20 protein-coding genes are annotated in these 20,734 nt (G+C 69.9%); 9 read left to right on the top strand and 11 right to left on the bottom strand.

The window, feature by feature from the left end; translation table 11 throughout:
* Nucleotides 1-63 precede the first annotated feature (63 nt).
* Nucleotides 64-1,260: a phosphoserine phosphatase SerB gene (gene serB / locus G4D85_RS04025; protein ID WP_164008012.1), complete on the top strand. Its 1,197-nt coding sequence runs from the start codon at nt 64-66 to the stop codon at nt 1,258-1,260.
* Nucleotides 1,261-1,306: 46 nt separating this feature from the next.
* Here serB and G4D85_RS04020 read toward each other — a convergent pair whose 3' ends face one another.
* Nucleotides 1,307-2,185: a GspE/PulE/PilB domain-containing protein gene (locus G4D85_RS04020; protein ID WP_164008010.1), complete on the bottom strand. Its 879-nt coding sequence runs from the start codon at nt 2,183-2,185 to the stop codon at nt 1,307-1,309.
* Between the two features lie 80 nt (nt 2,186-2,265).
* Here G4D85_RS04020 and G4D85_RS04015 point away from each other — a divergent pair, with 80 nt between their 5' ends.
* Nucleotides 2,266-2,460 carry a CPXCG motif-containing cysteine-rich protein gene (locus G4D85_RS04015; protein WP_164008008.1) on the top strand — a complete coding sequence of 65 codons (195 nt, stop codon included), beginning with the start codon at nt 2,266-2,268 and terminating at the stop codon, nt 2,458-2,460.
* A 292-nt stretch (nt 2,461-2,752) separates the two neighbouring features.
* Nucleotides 2,753-3,196 (top strand): Hsp20/alpha crystallin family protein, encoded by a 444-nt coding sequence (locus tag G4D85_RS04010; RefSeq protein WP_164008002.1) that lies wholly within the window; start codon nt 2,753-2,755, stop codon nt 3,194-3,196.
* Between the two features lie 108 nt (nt 3,197-3,304).
* Here the strand turns inward: G4D85_RS04010 and G4D85_RS04005 are convergent, their stop codons facing one another.
* The 6 genes from G4D85_RS04005 to G4D85_RS03980 form a co-directional block, all read right to left on the bottom strand.
* Nucleotides 3,305-3,925, bottom strand: coding sequence for a response regulator (locus tag G4D85_RS04005; protein ID WP_164008000.1), 621 nt, complete (start codon nt 3,923-3,925; stop codon nt 3,305-3,307).
* Nucleotides 3,926-3,959: 34 nt separating this feature from the next.
* Nucleotides 3,960-4,541 carry a KdsC family phosphatase gene (locus tag G4D85_RS04000; RefSeq protein ID WP_164007998.1) on the bottom strand — a complete coding sequence of 194 codons (582 nt, stop codon included), beginning with the start codon at nt 4,539-4,541 and terminating at the stop codon, nt 3,960-3,962.
* 34 nt (nt 4,542-4,575) lie between these two features.
* On the bottom strand, nt 4,576-5,412 hold the full coding sequence (kdsA, locus tag G4D85_RS03995) for a 3-deoxy-8-phosphooctulonate synthase (protein ID WP_164007995.1): 837 nt from the start codon (nt 5,410-5,412) through the stop codon (nt 4,576-4,578).
* Nucleotides 5,409-7,049, bottom strand: a complete 1,641-nt coding sequence (locus G4D85_RS03990) for a CTP synthase (RefSeq protein ID WP_164007993.1) — start codon at nt 7,047-7,049, stop codon at nt 5,409-5,411. The genes kdsA and G4D85_RS03990 overlap by 4 nt, the downstream gene beginning before the upstream one ends.
* A gap of 72 nt (nt 7,050-7,121) precedes the next feature.
* Nucleotides 7,122-7,355 carry a hypothetical protein gene (locus tag G4D85_RS03985; RefSeq protein ID WP_164007992.1) on the bottom strand — a complete coding sequence of 78 codons (234 nt, stop codon included), beginning with the start codon at nt 7,353-7,355 and terminating at the stop codon, nt 7,122-7,124.
* A gap of 307 nt (nt 7,356-7,662) precedes the next feature.
* Nucleotides 7,663-9,429, bottom strand: a complete 1,767-nt coding sequence (locus tag G4D85_RS03980) for an ABC transporter ATP-binding protein (RefSeq protein WP_164007989.1) — start codon at nt 9,427-9,429, stop codon at nt 7,663-7,665.
* 106 nt (nt 9,430-9,535) lie between these two features.
* Here G4D85_RS03980 and G4D85_RS03975 point away from each other — a divergent pair, with 106 nt between their 5' ends.
* On the top strand, nt 9,536-10,384 hold the full coding sequence (locus tag G4D85_RS03975) for an aldo/keto reductase (protein WP_164007988.1): 849 nt from the start codon (nt 9,536-9,538) through the stop codon (nt 10,382-10,384).
* Here the strand turns inward: G4D85_RS03975 and G4D85_RS03970 are convergent.
* Nucleotides 10,377-11,249, bottom strand: a complete 873-nt coding sequence (locus tag G4D85_RS03970; RefSeq protein ID WP_164007986.1) for a hypothetical protein — start codon at nt 11,247-11,249, stop codon at nt 10,377-10,379. The two genes, G4D85_RS03975 and G4D85_RS03970, sit on opposite strands and share 8 nt — an antisense overlap.
* 2 nt (nt 11,250-11,251) lie before the next feature.
* The gene (kdsB, locus tag G4D85_RS03965; RefSeq protein ID WP_164007984.1) at nt 11,252-12,001 is read right to left on the bottom strand and encodes a 3-deoxy-manno-octulosonate cytidylyltransferase; all 750 of its coding nucleotides are present in this window, start codon (nt 11,999-12,001) and stop codon (nt 11,252-11,254) included.
* A 105-nt stretch (nt 12,002-12,106) separates the two neighbouring features.
* Between kdsB and wecB the strand changes: the two genes are divergently transcribed.
* From wecB to G4D85_RS03950, 3 genes are all read left to right on the top strand, one after another.
* Nucleotides 12,107-13,237, top strand: coding sequence for a non-hydrolyzing UDP-N-acetylglucosamine 2-epimerase (gene wecB, locus G4D85_RS03960; RefSeq protein ID WP_164007982.1), 1,131 nt, complete (start codon nt 12,107-12,109; stop codon nt 13,235-13,237).
* 151 nt (nt 13,238-13,388) lie between these two features.
* Nucleotides 13,389-14,435: an RluA family pseudouridine synthase gene (locus G4D85_RS03955; protein WP_164007980.1), complete on the top strand. Its 1,047-nt coding sequence runs from the start codon at nt 13,389-13,391 to the stop codon at nt 14,433-14,435.
* Between the two features lie 102 nt (nt 14,436-14,537).
* Nucleotides 14,538-14,774, top strand: a complete 237-nt coding sequence (locus G4D85_RS03950; protein WP_164007978.1) for a hypothetical protein — start codon at nt 14,538-14,540, stop codon at nt 14,772-14,774.
* Between the two features lie 75 nt (nt 14,775-14,849).
* On the opposite strand, the gene purF is transcribed toward G4D85_RS03950, so the two are convergent.
* Complete coding sequence (purF, locus tag G4D85_RS03945) at nt 14,850-16,235, bottom strand: amidophosphoribosyltransferase (RefSeq protein WP_205525409.1); 1,386 nt, start codon at nt 16,233-16,235, stop codon at nt 14,850-14,852.
* A gap of 144 nt (nt 16,236-16,379) precedes the next feature.
* On the opposite strand from purF, the gene G4D85_RS03940 reads away from it, so the two are divergent.
* A complete protein-coding gene (locus G4D85_RS03940) occupies nt 16,380-17,690 on the top strand; it encodes a neutral/alkaline non-lysosomal ceramidase N-terminal domain-containing protein (protein ID WP_164007977.1) in 1,311 nt (436 codons plus the stop codon).
* A 120-nt stretch (nt 17,691-17,810) separates the two neighbouring features.
* Nucleotides 17,811-18,599 (top strand): crotonase/enoyl-CoA hydratase family protein, encoded by a 789-nt coding sequence (locus tag G4D85_RS03935; protein WP_164007975.1) that lies wholly within the window; start codon nt 17,811-17,813, stop codon nt 18,597-18,599.
* A 33-nt stretch (nt 18,600-18,632) separates the two neighbouring features.
* On the opposite strand, the gene G4D85_RS03930 is transcribed toward G4D85_RS03935, so the two are convergent.
* Nucleotides 18,633-20,609, bottom strand: coding sequence for a heparinase II/III family protein (locus tag G4D85_RS03930; protein ID WP_164007972.1), 1,977 nt, complete (start codon nt 20,607-20,609; stop codon nt 18,633-18,635).
* Nucleotides 20,610-20,734 lie beyond the last annotated feature (125 nt).

Raw genomic sequence — 20,734 nt, 5'->3', positions numbered from 1 at the left:
GGCGGCCCCGCCGCACTCCGGGCTCGCCCGGCGTGTGGGGGGCTGCCAGACTGACGGGTGACCATGACTCCGCCCCCGTCAGACCGCGTGCTCGTCACCGTTACCGGGAAGGACCATCCCGGCATCACCTCGCGCCTCACCGGCCTGCTGGCCGAGTCCGACGCGGAGCTGCTCGACCTCGAGCAGGTGGTGGTGCAGGGGCGGCTCACCCTCTGCCTGCTGGTGCGCCTGTCCGAGGCGCGCGGCGTCCTCAAGGAGCTGCTCTTCGCCGCGCACGAGCTGGGCGTGGCGCTGGACTTCCAGGTGCTGGACGCGCCCGCCCCGGTGCCCGAGGGCGCGAGCCCCGTGCGCTACGTCGTCACCGCCGTGGGCCGCGCGCTGGGCGCCCTGGAGCTGCACGCGGTGGCCTGGCGGCTGACGGAGCACGGCGCCAACATCGAGCGGATTACGCGCCTCACCGAGACGCACCTGGGCTCCGTGGAGTTCCACCTCACGCTGCCGCCGGGCACGGCCCCGGACGCGCTCAAGCGCTCCCTGCTCTCGCTGTCCATGGAGGCCGGCTCCTTCGACGTGGCCCTGCAGCGCGAGAGTCTCTTCCGGCGCGGCAAGCGGATGGTGGTGATGGACATGGACTCCACGCTCATCCGCATCGAGGTCATCGACGAGCTGGCGCGCGCGCATGGCGTGGGCGAGCAGGTGTCGCGCATCACCGAGCGCGCCATGCACGGGGAGATGGACTACGACGAGTCGCTGCGCCAGCGCGTGGGCCTGCTGGCGGGGCTGGACGTCGCGGTGCTGCGCCGCCTCGCCGACAACCTGCCGCTCACCGAGGGCGCGGAGACGCTGGTGCGCGTACTCAAGCGCCTGGGCTACCGCACCGCCGTCATCAGCGGCGGCTTCTCCGTGGCCGCCGAGGCGCTGAAGGCGCGGCTCGGCATCGACCACGCCTACTCCAACGTGCTGGAGGAGCAGGACGGGAAGCTCACCGGCCGCACCGTGGGCCCCATCGTCAACGCGCGCCGCAAGGCGGAGCTGCTGGAGGCGCTGGCCCGGCAGGAGGGCATCCTCCTGGACCAGGTCATCGCCGTGGGCGACGGCGCCAATGACTTGCTGATGCTGGAGCGCGCCGGGCTGGGCATCGCCTTCCGCGCGAAGCCGAAGCTGCGCGAGGCGGCGGACACGTCCATCTCCGCGAGCGGCCTGGACGCCATCCTCCACCTGCTGGGGCTCACCGCCCGCGAGCTCCAGGAAGTGGGCTGAGGCGGGGCGCGCAAGGCCTGCGCGCCGCACGCAAGCGCTGCGCGGCCTACAGCCGCATCTTCGCCGCGAGCTCCCGCTGCTGGAGCTGGCCCTTCTCCAGGAGCAGCTCCAGCAGGGCGCGCAGAATCTTGGAGCTCTTCTCCTGGTTCTGCTGCACCGTCTGGAGCCGCTGCAGGTCCTCCTCCGTCCACTCGGGCGTGGCCGTGCCGCCCGCGAGGATTTCGTCCAGGATGTCCGAGGCGCTCGAGCCGGCGCCGGGCACCGGCGGGCCCGGCTTCTCCGCGGCGCGCGCGGCCGGGGCGGGCGGGGGCGGGGGCGCGACGGCGGGCGAGCCCGGCGGGACGATGTCGGAGATGCGCTTCACCACCGTCTTGCCGCTCATGTCGACGACCTTGAAGTCGTCGTCGTCTCCCTGGTCGTCGAACTCGCTGCTCGCCGACTGGGACGGGGAGTTTCGGAAGCGCGCGCTCGTTGCCGGCTCCTGGTTCCGGTAGTGGCGCAGAATCGCGTGCTCGATTTCCAGCTCGCTCGCCACCATGACCACCACGCGGGCACGGCTCTTCGCCGCCACCTGGTCGATGGTGGCGAGGTCCGAGGGGTCCGCCATGGCGAGCACCAGCGTCTTCCCGTTGTCCTTGAGGCCCACGGGGAAGATGCCCTTCTGCTCCGCCAGGCTCACGTCCACGCGCGCCAGCGCGCCCGCGTCACGGGTGATGTTGCCCAACTGCACGCGCTGCATGCCCATGCCCTGGCAGATGGCCTCGGCGATGGTCTCCTCGCTGGCCAGGCCCAGGTCCGCGACGATGCGCGACAGGCGGCCCCCCCACTGGTCCTGCGTGGCGAGCGCGCTGCGCAGCTGCAGGTCATCGAGGACGCGAGCCTTGACGAGGATTTCTCCGATGCGGTTTCGGGAAGGAGCGGCCATGGTTCAACAGTCTACCGTCTGAAAGCGCGGACGCTGAGTCCATGACTCACATGCCCGCCCCGAAAGCGAGGAGGCACCCCATGCAACCCTTCGCCGAAGCCGCCACCCAGCTCTGCCCCTACTGCGGTGAGGAGGTGGAGGTCGACGTGGACCCCATCGGGGCCAGCTCCGAGTCGTACATCGAGGACTGTCCGGTGTGCTGCCGGCCCTGGAACGTCCATGTGTCCCGCGAGGAGGATGGTGTCTCAGTCCACCTCGGACGCGACGACGACTGACGAAAAAGGGCAGGCGGGCGGGTGGGCGGACGGACTGGCCGCGTGCCAGGCAGGCGGGCAGGCGGGTTCCCAAGTGCGCTCTGAAGCGGGCTCCCAGGCGGGCTCCGGAGACGGGCCTGGGAGGGCGCCCCGGGCGCGCGGGGGCGTTGCTTGACACGTCTTCATCCATGGTTCTCTTGAGTCTTGTGAGGCGGCGCTGGAGCCCGGTGGGGGCCGCGGCGACCGCGAACCAGGACAACCCAAAGCTGTTCATGCCGTGCGCCCAGACAGGCGACACGAACAGGAGAAGACCATGCAGACTCGCAACCCGTTCAACTCCGCCGTCGTCGTGAACCCGCTGATGCGCGACTTCGACGCCCTCGTCCGCGAGCTGACGCAGCCGGTGTGGCGTCAGGCGCCCCGTGAGCGCGTGCCCGCGGCCGACATCATCGAGTCCGAGAGCGGCCTGACGCTGCACCTGGACATGCCCGGGCTGGACGCGAAGGCCCTCCAGGTGAAGGTGGAGAACGACGTCCTCACCGTGCAGGCCGAGCGCAAGGCGGAGCCGAAGGCCGAGGGTGTCACCGTGCGCCGCCAGGAGCGTGCCTTCGGTACCTTCGCTCGCTCCTTCGCGCTGCCGGACACCGTGGATGCCACCAAGGTGGAGGCGAAGTACGAGAATGGTGTGCTCACGCTGACGCTGCCCCGGCGCGAGGAGACGAAGCCCCGCGTCATCGAGGTCAAGGTCCAGGGCTGACGCGCACACACCTCTCCAGGGAGGCCGCTGCCGGATGACGGGCGCGGCTTCCTCCCCACTTCCCCCCTGTCCAGGGCTTCCGCGAGGGGTGGCGGAAGCCCTGACTTCCTAGCGCTTGGCGCTGAGCGCCAGCGGCACGCGGAACAGCTCCAGCACCTGCTGCACGTCCAGCGGCTTGGCCATGCACGCGAGCGCGCCGGCCTGCTTGGACTGCTCCACCACCTCGGGCGTGTGCAGGGACGTCATGGTGATGAGCCGCACGCCCTCCATCTGCTTGCGCGCGCGAATCCGCCGGCAGACCTCCAGGCCGTCGATGTCCGGCATGTTGAGGTCGATAATCATGCCGTGCGGCTTCTGCTCGGACACCAGCAGCAGCGCTTCCACGCCGCTCGTCGTCGTCTGCAGCTCCACCTGCGCCGCGTAGGGCTTGAAGGCGCGCTTGATGGCCTCCAGCACCGGACGCTCGTCGTCCACCACCAGCAGCCGCACCGTGCCGCTGCCGAGCTCGTCCGGAACCGGCATCTGGTGGGTGATGAGGAAGGCTCGCAGGTCCGCCGAGCGCACCCGGCGGTGACCGCCCGGAGTCCTGAATGCCATCAGGATGCCGCGGTCAATCCACTTGCTCACCGTGGACGGATCCACCTGAAGCAAACGACTGATGTCGTGCGTCGTGTAGAGCTGGTCCGTCATCGCCGTACTCCCCTCTTGCTGCATCATTCCGCTGCCCATGGAGTAATTCACCTACCTTGAATACGGGGTTTCATCAACCTCTCTGCACACCGCGTCCATCAGCCCCCCTCATGAGACCCACTGCGTCCTGCCAACGGCCACTGGCCTTGAGGCAGAGCTCCACGAGCTCCCGAGCGGCCCCTCGACCGCCTGGACTCTGGGTAACGAAGTGGACTTCCTGACGCACCTCCGGAACAGCGTCCGCGGGACATGCGGCCAGGCCCACCCGTGACAGCGGGCCCAGGTCGTTGTGGTCATCTCCCATATAGGCGCAGGCCTCGGGGGAGACACCGAGCTGCTGGAGCAGCTCATCCAGTGCGGCACCCTTGTCGCGGCGGCCCTGGAATACGGCAGCCAGCCCGAGCTCCCTCCCGCGGACCTCCACGATGCTCGAGGTGCGGGCGGTGAGGACGGCGGCGGGCAGACCCGAGAGCCGGGCCATGACCAGGGCGTGGCCGTCCTTCACGTCGAAGCGCTTCATCAGCTCACCCTCGGCGCCGTAATAGAGGCCACCGTCGGTGAGGACCCCGTCTACGTCGAAGACGAGCAGGCGCACGCGCGCCGCGCGGGACGTCAGCTCTTCCTTTCCAGGTTTGGAAGGCGCTTCCGTCACCATGGCTTGCCTGGCTCCTCCCCGTGGTTCAACCGCATCAACCGGGCTCGTGTCCCAACACCCGGCGGATGTTCAGCACATTTCGTACCACGTCCTCGAACATCTGTGGATTCAGGGAACACGGACCGTCACACAGGGCACGATCCGGATCCTCATGGACTTCCGTGAACAACGCGTCAATCCCGGCAGCTGCGGCAGCCCTGGCGAGCAATGAGACGAACTTGCGCTCGCCTCCCGTCTCGCCGTTACCGCTGCTGGGCAGTTGTACGGAGTGGGTGGCGTCGAAGCATACGGCCAGGCCCGCCTCGCGCATCTGGGCGAGGCCGCGCATGTCCACCACGAGGTTGTTGTAGCCGAACGTGGAGCCGCGCTCGGTGACGAGGATGTTGGGGTTGCCCGTCTCGAACGCCTTGCGCGCCGAGTGGACGATGTCCTTCGGGGCCACGAACTGGCCCTTCTTGAGGTTCACGCCCTTGCCCGTTCTCGCCACGGCTTCCACCAGGTCCGTCTGCCGGCACAGGAAGGCCGGTATCTGGATGATATCCACAACTTCCGAGGCAGGCCCGACGTGGCTGGTTTCGTGGACGTCCGTGAGCACCGGGACGCCTACTTCATCCCGGATGCGTGCTAGGATTCGCAGCCCTTCCTTGAGGCCCGGGCCTCGGAAGGACTTCCCGCTGGTCCGGTTGGCCTTGTCGTAGGAGCACTTGAAGGCGTACGGCACGCCCAGCCGGCCCGTCATCTCCTTGAGCATGCGGGCGTGGCGCAGCGCCATCTCCTCGGACTCGATGCTGTCCGGGCCGGCGATGACGAAGAGCTTCTGGCCGGGGCCGACCTTGAAGCCACACAGCTCAATCGGGAGGGTACCGCTCATGCGCGCACCTGGCCGGCCGCCGCGGTGGCGTCACGCTGCTCGAGCGCCGCGCGGATGAAGCCGGAGAAGAGGGGATGGGGAGCAAACGGCTTGCTCTTGAACTCGGGGTGGAACTGGCAGCCGACGAAGTACGGGTGGTCCGCCAGCTCAATCATCTCCACCAGGTTCAGCTCCGGGTTGTGGCCGGAGATGACGAGCCCGGCCTCCTGGAGCTTGCCACGGTAGGTGTTGTTCACCTCGTAGCGGTGGCGGTGGCGCTCTTGAATCATGTCCTGGCCGTAGAGCTTGTGCGCCAGCGAGCCGGGCTTGAGCGCGCAGGCGTAGCTGCCCAGGCGCATGGTGCCGCCCTTGTCCTGCACCTTCACCTGGCTCTCCATGAGCGTCACCACCGGGTGCGGGGTGTGCTCGTTGAACTCCAGGCTGTTGGACTGCGTCAGGCCCAGCACCGAGCGGCTGAACTCCACCACCGCCATCTGCAGGCCGAGGCAGATGCCGAAGAAGGGCACCTTCTTCTCGCGCGCGTAGCGGACGGCGGCAATCTTCCCTTCCGTGCCGCGCACGCCGAAGCCGCCGGGCACGAGGATGGCGTCCACGCCGGCCAGCAGCTTCTCCGGCCCCTGCGTCTCCACGTCCTGGCTGTCCACGAAGTGCAGGTTCACCTTCACGTCGTTGGCGATGCCGCCATGGAGCAGCGCCTCGTTGAGGCTCTTGTAGCTCTCCGTGAGGTTCACGTACTTGCCCACAATCGCCACCTGCACCTGGCCGCGGCTGGGCTCGTACACCTTGCGGATGATGTTCTCCCACTGCTGCAGGTGGGGCGCGCGGCTCCAGATGTTGAGGACCTCCGCGAGCCGCTCGTCCAGACCCTGGCGGTGCAGCTCCAGCGGCAGCTCGTAGATGCTCTTCACGTCCGGCGAGGTGAACACGCTGCGCGTGTCCACGTTGCAGAACATCGCAATCTTGTCCTTTATCTCCCGCGACACCTCGCGGTCCGTGCGGCACACGAGGAAGTCCGGTTGGATTCCAATCTCGCGCAGCTTCATCACCGAGTGCTGCGTGGGCTTGGTCTTCACCTCGCCGGCCGCGCCGATGTAGGGCAGCAGCGTGAGGTGGACGTAGACGACATTCTCGCTGCCCACGTCGTAGCGCATCTGCCGGATGGCCTCGAGGAAGGGCAGCGACTCGATGTCGCCCACGGTGCCGCCGATTTCGACGATGACCACGTCCGCGTCCTGGGCCGCCTGGCGGATGTTGGCCTTGATTTCGTCGGTGACGTGCGGAATCACCTGCACCGTCTTGCCCAGGTACTCGCCCCGCCGCTCCTTCATGATGACGGAGTGGTAGATGCGGCCGGAGGTGAAGTTGTTGAGCCGGCTCATCCGGGCGTTGGTGAACCGCTCGTAGTGGCCGAGGTCCATGTCCGTCTCACCGCCGTCCTCGGTGACGAACACCTCGCCATGCTGGAACGGGCTCATCGTGCCCGGGTCCACGTTGATGTACGGGTCCAGCTTCAGCAGGGTGACGGCCAGCCCGCGGTTCTCCAGCAGGGCGCCAATGGATGCCGAGGCGAGGCCCTTGCCGAGGGAGCTGACCACTCCGCCCGTCACGAAGATGAACTTGGTTTTCTTGGAGCGCATGTCCCGTTCTGCCAACTGAGGGAGGGATGCGTCAATTATTCTGTTTCGGGTGCACAACCAGGCAGGGCGGCGTCAGTTGCCGTCCCAACCTCCGGGACGGGCCACGGCGAAGTCCCGGGCGGTCGGCTGGCCGACGCGGAACTGGCGGAGGTCGCAGTTCCGGCAGCTCCACCCCTCCCAGCCGCGCTTCACCACCAGGTGCAGGCAGGCGTCATAGTTGGGGCAGAACAGGTTGCGCTGCGTATCCACGGCCTCCTCGTCACGGAGGGCGGTGGGCAGGGGGCTGGGGCAAGGAGTAATGGACACGGCGGGAACTCCCGGATGAAACGTGTTGGGTCGGCCACTCCCCCCGGGGCGTCGGAACAGGGAGGTCGGGTCGGCATTCCCGAGCGGACATAAAAAGGCCCGTCCCCACCAAGGCGGGAACGGGCCCGAACCGCCGGCGTCTGCCACCGCTTCAGGGCCTTTTCAGGCCACCGAAGCGGAGGTGGACGCCTGAGTCTTGCTGTCGATCAAGGCATCACCTCCTTTCGAGGAGCCGGATTTAATCCCGGCCTGGAGGCCGCGCCATACTCCTTGGACCCATTAATGCGCCTGAAAGGTAGGCAGGCGTTCAGGCGGCGACAAACTGCCGCTCCACCAGCCGGCGGTAGAGGCCGTCCTGGCCCATGAGGGCGGCGTGGGTGCCGCTCTGGATGATGAGGCCTCCCTCCAGCACCAGCACGCGGTCCGCGTTGGCCACGGTGGACAGGCGGTGGGCGATGATGAGGGTGGAGCGGCCCTTCATCAGCCGCTCCAGCGCGTCCTTCACCAGGTGCTCGCTCTCCGAGTCCAGCGCGCTGGTGGCCTCGTCGAGGATGAGCAGGCGCGGGTCCTTCAGCACGGCGCGGGCAATGGCCACGCGTTGCTTCTGGCCGCCGGACAGCTGCACGCCGCGCTCGCCCACCTGGGTGCCGTAGCCCTCCGGGAAGCGCTGGATGTAGGCGTGGGCGTTGGCGGCGCGGGCGGCCTCCTCGATTTCCGCGTCGGTGGACTCGGGCCGGCCGTAGCGGATGTTATCCGCGATGGAGCAGGAGAACAGCTGCGGCTCCTGGGCCACCATGCCGATGTTGCGGCGCAGCCACTCCGGGTCCAGCGAGGTGAGGGGGTGGCCGTCCAGCAGCACCGCGCCGCCCTGCGGGTCATAGAAGCGCGACAGCAGCGAGGCCAGCGTGGACTTGCCCGCGCCCGAGGGGCCCACCACCGCCACCACCTCGCCGGGGCGCAATTCCAGATTGAGCCCCTGGAGCACCGGCACGTCCGGGCGCGTGGGGTAGGCGAAGCGCACGTCGCGGAACTCCACGTGGCCGCGCACCTCGGGCAGGCGCTCGCCGCCGGAGGCGATGGCGGGCTTGCGGTCCAGCAGCTCGAAGACGCGGTCCGCGGCGCCGCTGGCGCGCATGAAGTCCGCCCACAGCTCCGCCATGGCGCTGAAGGAGAAGGACACCAGCATGGTGTAGATGAGGAACGAGGTGAGGGCGCCCACGCTCAGATTCCCATCCACCACCAGCCGGCCGCCGTACCAGAGCACCGCGGCGATGCCGCCATAGCCGGCGATGGAGACGGCCCCCATGAACACGGAGGACTGGAACGTGCGCTGGCGCGCGAGCATGAAGGCGCGGTCCACGGCGGTGCCATAGCGCTCCACCTCGTGTGGCTCGGCCGCGAAGGAGCGCACGGTGCGGATGCCGGACAGGTCCTCCTCGGCCACCTCGCTGCTGGCCGCCAGCGCGTCCTGCACCTGGCGGGAGATGTGGCGCACGCGGCGGCCGTAGAGCACCGCGCCCACCGCCACCGCGGGGATGATGGCGAGCATGACGCCGGTGAGCCGGGCGGACGTGTAGAAGAGGAGCCCCACCCCGCCCAGCGCCTGGACGGCGTAGCGCAGGGCCATGGAGATGTTGGCGGTGACGGTGTTCTGCAGGACGGTGGTGTCCGAGGCGAGCCGGCTGGTGAGCTCCCCGGTGCGGCGCGCGTCGAAGAAGGCCACCTCCTGGGACAGCAGGGCGCGAAAGAGGTCCTTGCGCAGCCGCGACACCACGCGCTCGCCGGCGGTGTTGAAGAGGTAGGCGCGCAGGGCCATGGCCACACCCTGCACCACGAAGACGCCAAGCATCATCAGCGCGAGCCCGTCGAGCATCTCCCGGCTGCGGGAGCCGAGCGCCTCGTCCACCAGCCCGCCGATGGCCTTGGGGTAGGCGAGGGTGGCCGCGCTGCTCACGAGCAGGAAGAAGGTGCCCCCGACCAGGCTGGCCAGCTCGGGGCGCGCCAGGGCGAGCAGGCGTCGCAGCGGGATGCGGGTGGGGGGAGGCGTGGACGAGGACTTTTCTGGAGAAGACACCGGCGGAGCCTAACGCGGGCTCTCCAGGCGTGCACTTCAGGGGGCTGCCAGTCCTTCCGGGCGGTGCTAATCCTTCCGGAGCGGATTGCGCGTCATGAGGTGTGCCATGGAGAAGCGCCGTTTTGGTGGCACGGGCGTGGAGGTGCCCGTCCTGGGGCAGGGGACGTGGCAGATGGAGGACGACGACCAGGCAGGCGCCATCCGCGCCCTGCGGGCGGGGCTGGACCTGGGCCTGACGCACGTGGACACCGCCGAGCTGTACGGCTACGGCAAGGTGGAGGAGAGCATCGTCTCCGAGGCGATTGCCGGCCGCAGGGACGAGGTGTTCCTCGTGTCCAAGGTGATGCCCTCCAACGCCACCTACGAGGGCACGCTGGCCGCGTGTGAGCGGAGCCTGAAGCGGCTGCGCACGGACCGGCTGGACTGCTACCTGCTGCACTGGACTGGCCGACACCCGCTGGAGGGCACGGTGCGCGCCTTCGAGAAGCTGGTGGCGGACGGGAAGATTCGCTCCTGGGGCGTGAGCAACTTCGGGGTGGAGGACCTGGAGGAGGCGCTCGCCCTGGCGGGGCCGGGCCGCATCGCCTGCAACCAGGTGCTCTACCACCTGGAGGAGCGCGCGATTGAGCACGCCGTCATCCCCTGGTGCGAGGCCCACGGTGTGGCGGTGGTGGGCTACAGCCCCTTCGGCAACGGCAGCTTCCCGACGCCGGACAGTCCGGGCGGCAAGGTGCTGGGGGCCATCGCCCGCGCCCACGGTGCCAGCCCGTACCAGGTGGCCCTGCGGTTCCTCGTGCGGCGGCCGTCGCTGTTCGCCATTCCGAAGGCCAGCCGCGAGGCCCACATGCGCGACAACGCCGCGGCCGCGGCGCTGACGCTCTCGCCGGAGGAGCTGGCCCGCCTCGACGCGGCCTTTCCTCCAGGCCCCGACACCGGCGAGCTGCCCGTCATCTGATTCCGGCGGCGAAGGCCTTCCGGAACGCGGACACCGTGGGGTCTCCAGCGCCGGGGGCCACCGTCACGGTGCCCGTGTCGCCTTCCATGGCCACGCGCGTGTCGCGCCCCTTGATGAAGCGCACGGTGAGGATGCGGCGCAGCACCTCGCGCCCCTGCTCCTGCGCCAGCGCGCGCAGCGCGTGGCCCGCCACGTTCATCGCCGTCTCCAGCGCGCGGCGGCCCGACTCGTCGTCCAGCCCCACCCAGTCCACCTCGAAGCGCAGCGGGCGGCCGCCCAGCGTCGCCTCGCCCGGCCAGAACTGCTCGGTGATGGCGTGTGGCAGCTTCTCCATCAGCGACATCACGTCCTGCCGCGTGGGGTTCGGCCGCACCAGCGGCGCCATGTCCAGCAGCTTGTCCGCGTTGCCCACCGACACCGCCACCACCGTGGTCAGGTCCACGTAGGCCACGGACGCGGAGCGCAGCAGGCCCTCCTTGCCCAGCGCCATCAGCACCGACTCGCGCGGGACGTAGTCCACCACCTCGCCCGTCATCGAGTGCCCGTGCGCCAGGTGCAGCGTGACGGTGAGCGAGGGCACTTCCTCGCCCGTGCGCGCTCGCGCCGCCATCGCCCCGAGCTGCTCCAGCACCCGCTCCACCTTGCGCGACAACAGCCGCTGCACGCCCTCCATGTCCTCGTCCTCCTCCTGCTGCTGCGCTTGCTTGCGGGTCTCGGGTTTCGGCTTCGGCGGTGGGGCGGGCCTGGGGGGCTCCGGCTTCGGTTCCGGCGGCGCCTGCGCCTTCTCCGTGGCCGGTGCACTGGAGGCGGGTTCCTCCTTCGCCTCCTGCTTCTTGCCGCCGAACAGGTCACTCCAGAAGCCCATGGCTATGGCCTCCGCTCACGCATGACGGTCTCCACCTTCGCCACGTCCTCGGGCACGTCCACCGCCACCGTGCGCCAGGACACCTGCGCGCAGCGGATGGAGATGCCGTGCTCCAGCGCGCGGAGCTGCTCCAGCTTCTCCGCCTCCTCCAGCGGGGTGGGCGCCAGGCCCGCCAGCGACAGCAGCACGTCCCGCCGGTAGCCGTACAGGCCGATGTGCCCCCAGCGCCGCACGGACGTCCCCGGCTCGCGGACGAAGGGCACCAGGCTGCGGCTGAAGTAGAGCGCGTCCCCGTTGAGCGCGAGCACCGCCTTCACCACGTTGGGGCTGCCCGCCTCGTCAGCCTCCAGGGGCCGCACCAGCGTGCCCATGCGCACGCCCGGGTCCGCGAAGAGGCCCGCCAGCACCCGGAGGGCGGCGGGGTCCACCAGTGGCTCGTCGCCCTGCACATTCACCCAGACGTCCACGTCCGGACGCCCTCGCGCCACCTCCGCCACCCGGTCCGTGCCGGTGGCGCAGTCGGGGCGGGTCATCACCGCCCGGCCGCCGAAGCCCTCCACCGTGGCGCGGATGCGCTCGTCGTCCGTGGCCACCCACACCTCGTCGAAGGTGTTGGCTTCCTGGCAGCGGTTCCACACGTGCTCAATCATCGGCCGGCCGGCGATGGGGGCGAGCGGCTTGCCCGGAAAGCGCGTGCTGGCGTGGCGGGCGGGGATGACGGCGACAGTCTTGGAGGCGGGCGACGCGGACATGACACATCCCGTCTATCAGATTCAGGACGCATCTCCGCCACCCATGGGGGCGCCCACCTTCAACCACTAGTCACCTGCAAGTCAGTGCCTAGCTTCGCTGGCGACATGAAGAAGGTCATCCACATCGTCGGCGCGCGTCCCAATTTCATGAAGGTGGCCCCCATCTACAAGGCCATCGCGGCGCGCACCTCGCTCCAGCAGCTTCTCGTCCACACCGGACAGCACTACGACGTCAAGATGAGCGACGTCTTCTTCTCGGACTTGGGACTCCCGGCGCCGGACGTCCACCTGGGCATCGGCTCGGGCAGTCACGCGCAGCAGACCGCGCGGATGATGGTGGAACTGGAGAAGGTCTTCCTGGAGCACCAGCCAGACCTCGTCTCCGTGGTGGGTGACGTGAACAGCACCCTCGCCGCCGCGCTGGTGACGTCGAAGCTGGCCATTCCCCTGGCGCACGTGGAGGCGGGCCTGCGCAGCTTCGTCCAGCACATGCCGGAGGAGGTCAACCGCCTCGTCACCGACCGGCTGTCGGACCTGCTGCTGACGCCCTCGCGCGACGCGGACACCAACCTCCTGAAGGAGGGCTGCGACCCGGCCCGCATCCACTTCGTGGGCAACGTGATGATCGACTCGCTCATCGCGTCCAAGGAGAAGGCGGAGCGGCTGCCCACGCTGAAGGACCTGGGCCTCACCCCTCGCGGCTACGCGGTGTGCACGCTCCACCGTCAGTCCAACGTGGATGACCCGCGGCTGCTCGGCGGTCTGCTGTCCGCCGTCGCCCACGTGTCCACGCGCCTGCCCGTCATCTTCCCGGTGCACCCGCGCACGCGGAAGATGATTGCCGAGCAGGGCCTGGGCCACTGGTTCGAGCGTCACCCGAACCTGCGCCCCGTGGACCCCATGGGCCACATGGAGTTCGTGGGGCTGATGTCGCAGGCGAAGCTCATCCTTACCGACTCGGGTGGCCTCCAGGAGGAGACCACCGCGCTGGGCGTGCCGTGCCTCACCCTGCGCGAGCAGACCGAGCGCCCCATCACCGTGGAGGAGGGCACCAACGAGGTGGTGGGCACCGACCCGGACCGCATCCGCCAGGCCGCGGACCGCATCCTCGATGGTCAGGGCAAGAAGGGCCGCATCCCGGACCTCTGGGACGGCCGCGCCGGCGAGCGCATCGCCGACCTGTTCGCGCGCTACCTGGGCGTGGAGAACGCCCCGCTGCGCGCGGTCTACGCCTGAGCGGCGGACGCGCCTTCCGACAGTGACGTGACGGGCACCGGCCGCGTCTCCCGACAGGGGGGCGGGGTGGTGCCCGTTTCGCTGTCAGGGGGCCTGGCGTCCATGTGGACTGTGCGGCGGGGTCGGCCGTGTTAGAGCGCGCGGAAGGCCCATGCACAGCGAGCAGGACACACCCGCGGACTCCCCCGCCTTCGTGACGACGGACGAGGCCCCCGAGGGCTACGTCGACATCACCTACGTCGTGGAGCCCAACTACGCCGGGTGGCGGTTGGACCGATACCTGGGACAGAAGATCCGCCGCATGACGCGCGAGCGCCTGCAGGGCGTCATCCGGCGCGGCATCCTCTGCGACGAGCGGAAGCTGAAGCCGTCCACGCCCGTCTACCCGGGCCTCACCTTCCGCCTCCGCCGCCGCGCCAGCGAGGAGCCCGAGACGCCCACGGACCTGCCCGTGGTCTTCCAGGACGAGTGGCTGATGGTGCTCGACAAGCCGGCGGGGCTGCCCATCCACCCCACGGCGCGCTACCACAAGGGCACCCTCGTCACCCTCCTGCGCGAGCGCTTCGGGGAGCGCCACGCCGAGCCCGCGCACCGCCTGGACCGCGAGACGAGCGGCCTCGTCGTCTGTGGCCGCACCACCGACTCCTGCCGTGTGCTGGGCCGGCTCTTCATGTCGCGCGACGTCCACAAGGAGTACCTCGCCGTCTGCGAGGGGCATCCGCCCGAGGACTCCTTCGTCGTGGACGCGCCCATCGCCGAGGGCACCGAGCTCATCCGCATCGCCGTCCGCATCGACGCGGTGGAGGGCAAGGAGAGCCGCACCCGCTTCCAGGTGCTCCAGCGCTTCTCCCGCGACGGCGAGCCCTTCGCGCTGCTGCGCTGCTTCCCGGAGACGGGACGGCAGCACCAGATTCGCGTCCACCTGCGCGAGGCGGGCTTCCCGCTGGTGGGCGACAAGATGTACGGGCCGGACCCCGGCTACTTCGACCGCTTCAGCAAGCACTGCCTGGAGCCCGAGGCGTGGCTCCGGCTGCGCCTGCCCCGGCACGCGCTGCACGCCGCGCGCATCGTCTTCCCGCACCCGGGCTCCGGTCAGGAGTGCGCGTTCGAGGCGCCGCTGCCCGCGGACCTCACCGACTTCATCGACGGCAGGCCGCTGCCTGGCGCGCGGCCGGAGTCCGAGCCCGACGCGGCCTGAGCGCTCCGGGCCCCGGAACGTCATCGAAAACTCCCGGCGCAACTTCCGGCGGGCACCCGGGTTCATGGGGGAAACACGCTGTTTCCCTCCCTGGAGCCCACCATGCGCCGCACCCTCGTCGCCGTCACCGCCGCCTTCGTCCTGGGCGGCTTCGCCAACCAGGCCCATGCCGACCGCCAGCCGAAGATGCGGGACGCGCTCGCGCACCTGGAGCGGGCGCTCACGTCGCTGAAGAACGCGGACACCGACAAGGGCGGCCATCGCGTGAAGGCCATCGGTCTCACCGAGCAGGCCCTCAGCGAGGTCCGCGAGGGCATCAAGTTCGACAACCGCCACTGAGGCTGCAGAAACGCCAAGGCCCCCGACCCGGTGAGGGCAGGGGGCCTGGCGGGTGAGGCCACGCGGAGCGCGGCCTCAGGCGGTCAGCTTGCTGGGCCCTTCCGAAGGGGAGGTCAGCTCGCCGACGAGGTACTGACCGGAGAAGCACGCGGTGCAGAACTTGTCGCGATTCGGGTCACCCACCGCCGTCCCCAGTCCTTCGATGGAGATGTAGCCGAGCGAGTCCGCCGTGACGTACTTCGCGATCTCCTCGATGGAGTGCGTGGCGGCGATGAGCTCCTGCCGGCTCGGCGTGTCGATGCCGTAGTAGCAGGGCCACTTCGTCGGCGGAGAGGAGATGCGCAGGTGCACCTCCACCGCGCCTGCGGCCTTGATCATCTTCACGATTTTGCGGCTCGTGGTGCCACGGACGATGGAGTCGTCCACCACCACCACGCGCTTGCCCTTGAGCACCTGCCGCACCGCGGACAGCTTCAGCTTCACGCCGAAGTGGCGGATGGACTGCTGCGGCTCGATGAAGGTGCGGCCCACGTAGTGGCTGCGGATGAGGCCCACGTCATACGGAATCCCGCTCTGCTGCGAGAAGCCGATGGCCGCCGCCACACCCGAGTCCGGCACCGCGATGACCAGGTCCGCCTCGGCCGGCTGCTCGCGGGCGAGCTGCATGCCCAGGCGCTTGCGCACCTCGTACACGTTGTTGCCGAACAGCGTGGAGTCCGGCCGCGCGAAGTACACGTGCTCGAAGATGCACTGGGCCAGCCGCTTCGGCTCCGCGAAGGGCTTGCTGGTGCGCATCACGCCGTTCTCGATGACGAGCAGCTCGCCCGGCTCCAACTCGCGAACGATGTCCGCCTCGATGAGGTCCAGCGCCGTCGACTCGCTGGCGAGCACATACGCGCCTTCCTTCATCCGCCCCAGCACCAGCGGGCGGATGCCCATCGGGTCTCTCACCGCGACGAGCTTGTTCTCGGTGAGGACCAGCAGGCTGTACGCGCCCTTCACCCGGCGCAGCGCCTCCACGAGCTTCTGCTCGAAGGTGGCCTGCTTGGAGCGGGCCAGCAGGTGCAGGATGACTTCCGTGTCCGCGTCCGACTGGAAGATGGCGCCGTCGGCCTCGAGCTGTTCCTTCAGCTCGGCCGCGTTGACCAGGTTTCCATTGTGCGCGATGGCGCACTGGCCGCCCGCGTACTGCACGAAGAGCGGCTGCGCGTTCTTGAGGGCGCTGCCACCCGCGGTGGAGTAGCGCACGTGCCCGATTGCAGCCTGTCCGGGCAGGCTGGCAAGCACCGGCGCGTCGAAGATGTCCGCCACGAGCCCCATCTGCCGGTGCGCCCGAAGGCCGCTGCCGTCAGAGGACACGATGCCCGCGGACTCCTGCCCGCGGTGCTGGAGGGCATGCAGTCCCAGGTACGTCAGGTTGGAGGCCTCGGCGTGCCCCACGATTCCAAAGATGCCGCACATGGCGCGTGCCTTACTCCTTTCGGGCGATGAGCGGAACAGGAACGCATGCCCCTCTGGTGGGTATTCCACCCGCCGCCAGAGTCGGCTCATGTGGGCCATGAGGCATCGCGGGACGCGGGGTGTACGGGTACTCTGGCCGGCGAAATGGCCTTCCTGCGACATGTTCCCTGGCGTTCCCTGATTCCCCTGGTGTTGCTCACCGTGGGCGCCGCCTATTCGCTGGCGTCCTGGAACTGGTGCGGCGTCTGGGCGGAGCGCGCGCCCGTGGTGCTGTCCCAGGCTCGGGGCGAGGGCCCGCTGCGCGCGGGCGCGGCGAAGGTGGCCCTCGCGCCGCCCTTCCCGGTGGTGGTGGCCGGCTACTCGCCGCCCCGTCCCGAGGCAGGCCAGGCGGACCCTCCGCTGCATGCGCGCGCGGTGGTGCTGGAGGCCGGGGGAGCGCGCGTGGGGCTGGTGTCCCTGGAGCTGCTCTCCGTCACCAGCGAGGTGATGGAGCGCGTGCGCTCGCAGGCCACCGCCCTGGGCTTGAGCGAGGTGCTGGTGATGGCCACGCACACGCACTCGTCCCTCGGTGGGTATGACGAGCGGCTGGTGGCGCAGCTCGTCGGCACCGGCCGCTTCCGGCAGGAGTCGGTGGATGCCATCACCGCCGCGGCCGTGGATGCGCTGGCGCGGGCGCACGCGTCGCTCACCGACGTGAAGCTGGAGGTGGGTGAGGTGCGCGAGCCCGGACTCGTCTACTCGCGCAGCGGGGGGACGGCGCCGGACGGAGCGATGACTCGCGCGGTGCTGCGGGGGGCGGCGGGGCCGGTGGCGGAGCTGCTCCTGTACTCGGCGCACCCGACGATGGTGCCTCGCGAGCGCGCGTACGTGGACCCGGACTATCCCGGCCGGCTCAGCGCGCTGCGGGAGTCGGAGGGCAGCGGCGTGACGCTGCTGTTGCAGGGGACGGTGGGCAACGCCTCGGTGGCCTTCTCGGAAGGGAAGGGGCTGGAGCGCGTGTCGGGCTTCGCCCGGACGCTGGCGACGCTGGCGGGCACGGTGGCCCTGTCACCCGTGGGCGAGTCGGTGCGACTGTCGCTGGCGCGCGTGGAGGTAGCAATGCCCCGTCCGGATGCGTCGCGGCTGGTGCCGGCGTTCACCCGCGCGGCCGGGGACAACCTGCTGTGCAGCTCCGCGCAGCGCGTGGCGGAAGTGGGCGCGCTGGCGCTGGGACCGCTGGAGCTGCTGGCCGTGCCGGGTGAGCCCACGGTGGACGCGGGCGCGGAGCTGGTGCGACGCACCGGCGCCACGGGAGTGCTCGGGCTGGCGGATGGGTACGTGGGCTACGTGGAGTCGCCGGAGCTGGTGAAGGACCGGCGCGGTGAGTCCATGCGCCAGTACTTCGGGCCGGTCCTGTTGGAGAGGCTGGCCGAGGGCGCCGAGCTGGCGGCGGAGACGGCGGGCTTCACGCGCTGACGTCGCGGGCCGGGTGATGTGCCGTGGACGATGCTTGGCCGTCCTCCGGCCACAAGGCGATGTGCGGCGTCCCTGGGACGGGTGAAGATGCCCGGCGACTCTTCGCCCCTCGGGAGCCCCATGAGCCAGACCGACCCCCGCATCACCCTGGAAGTGCGTGGCCACATCGCCGTCATCGGCATCAACCGTCCCGAGAAGCGCAACGCGTTCGACCTGGGCATGCTGCGCGCGTTCGCCGGGGCCATGACCGACGCGGACCGCAACCCGGACGTGCGCTGCATGGTGGTGTACGCCGTGGGAGACCACTTCTCCGCCGGTCTGGACCTGGCCAGCGTGGCGCCCGCGCTCGCCCAGGGTGAGGGGCTCGCGCCGAAGGGCCTCATCGACCCGTGGGCCACCCAGGGCGATGTGCGCACCAAGCCGCTCATCGTCGCCGTCCAGGGCCTGTGCCTCACGCTGTCCATCGAGCTCATCCTCGCCGCCGACATCTCCGTCGCCTCCGAGGACGCGCGCTTCGGACAGATTGAAATCAAGCGCGGCATCTTCCCCTTCGGCGGCGCCACCCTGCGCTTCCCGCAGGCGGCCGGCTGGGGCAACGCCATGCGCTACCTGCTCACCGGTGACGAGTTCGATGCGCGTGAGGCGCACCGCATCGGGCTCGTGCAGGAGGTGGTGGAGCGCGGCCGTCAGTTGGAGCGCGCGCTCGCCCTGGCGGAGACGGTGGCGAAGCAGGCGCCCCTCGGTGTGCAGGCGACGCTGGCCTCCGCCCGGCAGACGCTGCACGAGGGGCCCGAGGCCGCCGCGAAGGCCCTGCTCCCCCGGTTGCTCCAGCTGGTCGGCTCGGAGGATGCGGCCGAGGGCGTGCAGTCCTTCATCGAGCGCCGCGAAGCACGCTTCACCGGCCGCTGAGCGGCGGCGCGAGAGGGCCTCGTGCCGTGGGGCTCAGGGAGCGGGTGTGAGCGGGCAGGAACTCGTCACTTCCATCATCGCCCGCTCTCCGGGGCCCGCCAGGTCCAGCACCGTGAGCCGGTAGCCCCGGCCATCCGGGATGCACACGGTGGCCACCCAGCCCTGGGCGTTGCGCTCCACGAAGGCAGGCAGCGCGGTGGACTCCGCGAAGCCGCCGGACACGAGCAGCGTGGCGAACTGCACGCGCTTCGTCGCCGTCCGCCGCCAGCGCAGCGTGAAGCCCGGCTCCTTCTGCTCGAACTTCGCGGAGTGCCAGCCCTCCATTGGCGTGGCGTGTCCCTTGCGGACGTTGACGGTCATGCTGCTGGCCGTGAGGACCTGCTGGATGGCGAGCAGGGGCTTCCCGGTGACGGGGTCCAGCGCCCTCGCGCGCAGCCGGTCCATCTGCAGGTCCGCCTGGGGGAACAGGTGCCAGGTCTGGTCGTACGTATGCGCGGTGTCGCTGGCGAGGTCGTCGAGGACGAGCACCAGGTCCTGCCGCAGCAGCGCCACCGCGCGCTTGTGCACCACGCCGTCGTAGAGCGCGTGCCAGCCGGACTGGTACGCCCAGCCGCCCGGCGGGCCTCCGGTGGAGAGCCCCGCTTGCGCGGTGCCCTCGCGCTGGTCCTTGCCGTCCACCAACACCGTGTTGTGGGAGCGCGTGCCCCGGAAGTAGTCGTAGCCCGCCGTCTCGGGCTCGTTGGTGAAGTGGCCCGAGTCGGGCAGCAGCGTGCGCCCCGCCGAGTAGAGTTGCACCGCCAGCGCGTCCAGGTGGCTGTGTAGCGTGCGGTAGGGCCCCACGTCGAAGATGACGTGGGTCTGCATCTTGAAGTTCTTCACCGTCCCGAAGCTGGAGCGCAGCACGGCCTGTCCAGACGAGGGGAAGAGCACGCGAGTCTCCGGGGGCGGGGTTCCCGTGGCGCCGGCGGAGAGGACATAGGCGAACCTCGGGTCCAGGACGGCCATCTGCTGGTACAGCGGCGTGTCCTGGGACTTGCGGATGTTGCGCTCCACGCTGGAGCCAATCATCGGGATGTCCCCGTCCGGCAGGACGATGTGCGTGGCGTAGCGGAGCATCTGCACGATTCGCTGCTCGGCACCCGGGGACAGCAGCACGCCGTGGGAGTGCGCCCAGTGGTAGAGCTGCCAGAAGCCCGTCAGGAAGTAGAAATGGTAGAAGGGCGACTGCTCCACCTCGACGCCGTCCGCGTCGAGCACCTTGTCGAGCAGCCCCTCCAGCCGCGCTACCGCCGTGGCCCGCCACTCGGGCGCGGCGTCGAAGCCGGGGAAGTTCTCCGCGATGAGCAGCAGCGCCCCGGCCTCGGCGAGTCCGTGGTTGTAGTCATCCTCGAAGTTCTTCGGATCTCGGAGGAAGACCCCCAGCTCCTGGATGCGCAGGCGCAGCCGGCCCGCCAGCGGCTCCTTGAGGCTCTTGTCGGACAGCAGCTTGACGTAGGTGTTCACCAGCACCATGGCCCGGAAGGCGGCGGTGTGCTTGTCCCAGGCGTGCTCGGACTGGTGCCCGCGGACGACGAAGCCCTCCAGCACGTGGAGGAGCTTGTCCCGGTAGCGCGGGTCTCCCGTCTGGCGCCAGGCCCAGAGCAGGTGGCGCGTGGGCCGCATGCCGTAGAAGGTGAAGCGCCAGTACTTCTCCGCGAAGGGGTCCTCGGTCCACGTGAGCGACGGGCCGAGGTGCACCGGCTCGAAGCGGGGCACGGGCCAGCGGTCCGCGAGGATGAGGTCCGCGTCCGCCAGCGTGCCCTCGTCGAGGAAGGCGTAGATGACCTCGCGGGCCGACGCGGCCGCGACAGGGAGACAGCCCTCGGGACGCAGTGAGCAGTCCGCGCCTTCCAGAGGGCCGGCGTCGAGCGGGTGCAGTCCCTCGTCGGAGACGAAGGACTGGCCCAGGGCCATGGACCCCGGGACGAGGAACAGCAGGGCAATGGAAGCGAAGGTCGCGGGAACTCGCATCACCCCGGAAGCTGGGGTGCGGCGCGGTGGGGGCCATTGCCTTGCCGGATGACACAGGTGTGCATCCGGCGGGTGGCGGGTTCTACCCGGGGGGAAGGGGAGGTGCGGTGGATGCAGTCGGGACC

The sequence above is a fragment of the Pyxidicoccus trucidator genome, assembly GCF_010894435.1.
GTDB lineage: Bacteria > Myxococcota > Myxococcia > Myxococcales > Myxococcaceae > Myxococcus > Myxococcus trucidator.
Note: the sequence above shows the minus strand (reverse complement) of the source record. Positions and strands in the feature narration are given on the sequence as shown.

Coding starts and splice junctions, on each gene's coding strand:
- G4D85_RS04015 (WP_164008008.1), top strand. CDS start 2,266: ATGCAACCCTTCGCCGAAGCCGCCACCCAGCTCTGCCCCTACTGCGGT.
- G4D85_RS03970 (WP_164007986.1), bottom strand. CDS start 11,249: ATGGGCTTCTGGAGTGACCTGTTCGGCGGCAAGAAGCAGGAGGCGAAG.
- G4D85_RS04000 (WP_164007998.1), bottom strand. CDS start 4,541: ATGGTGACGGAAGCGCCTTCCAAACCTGGAAAGGAAGAGCTGACGTCC.
- wecB (WP_164007982.1), top strand. CDS start 12,107: ATGAAGAAGGTCATCCACATCGTCGGCGCGCGTCCCAATTTCATGAAG.
- G4D85_RS03990 (WP_164007993.1), bottom strand. CDS start 7,049: ATGCGCTCCAAGAAAACCAAGTTCATCTTCGTGACGGGCGGAGTGGTC.
- G4D85_RS04010 (WP_164008002.1), top strand. CDS start 2,753: ATGCAGACTCGCAACCCGTTCAACTCCGCCGTCGTCGTGAACCCGCTG.
- kdsA (WP_164007995.1), bottom strand. CDS start 5,412: ATGAGCGGTACCCTCCCGATTGAGCTGTGTGGCTTCAAGGTCGGCCCC.
- G4D85_RS03975 (WP_164007988.1), top strand. CDS start 9,536: ATGGAGAAGCGCCGTTTTGGTGGCACGGGCGTGGAGGTGCCCGTCCTG.
- serB (WP_164008012.1), top strand. CDS start 64: ATGACTCCGCCCCCGTCAGACCGCGTGCTCGTCACCGTTACCGGGAAG.
- G4D85_RS03940 (WP_164007977.1), top strand. CDS start 16,380: ATGGCCTTCCTGCGACATGTTCCCTGGCGTTCCCTGATTCCCCTGGTG.
- G4D85_RS03935 (WP_164007975.1), top strand. CDS start 17,811: ATGAGCCAGACCGACCCCCGCATCACCCTGGAAGTGCGTGGCCACATC.
- G4D85_RS03950 (WP_164007978.1), top strand. CDS start 14,538: ATGCGCCGCACCCTCGTCGCCGTCACCGCCGCCTTCGTCCTGGGCGGC.
- G4D85_RS03930 (WP_164007972.1), bottom strand. CDS start 20,609: ATGCGAGTTCCCGCGACCTTCGCTTCCATTGCCCTGCTGTTCCTCGTC.
- kdsB (WP_164007984.1), bottom strand. CDS start 12,001: ATGTCCGCGTCGCCCGCCTCCAAGACTGTCGCCGTCATCCCCGCCCGC.
- G4D85_RS04005 (WP_164008000.1), bottom strand. CDS start 3,925: ATGGGCAGCGGAATGATGCAGCAAGAGGGGAGTACGGCGATGACGGAC.
- G4D85_RS03955 (WP_164007980.1), top strand. CDS start 13,389: ATGCACAGCGAGCAGGACACACCCGCGGACTCCCCCGCCTTCGTGACG.
- purF (WP_205525409.1), bottom strand. CDS start 16,235: ATGTGCGGCATCTTTGGAATCGTGGGGCACGCCGAGGCCTCCAACCTG.
- G4D85_RS04020 (WP_164008010.1), bottom strand. CDS start 2,185: ATGGCCGCTCCTTCCCGAAACCGCATCGGAGAAATCCTCGTCAAGGCT.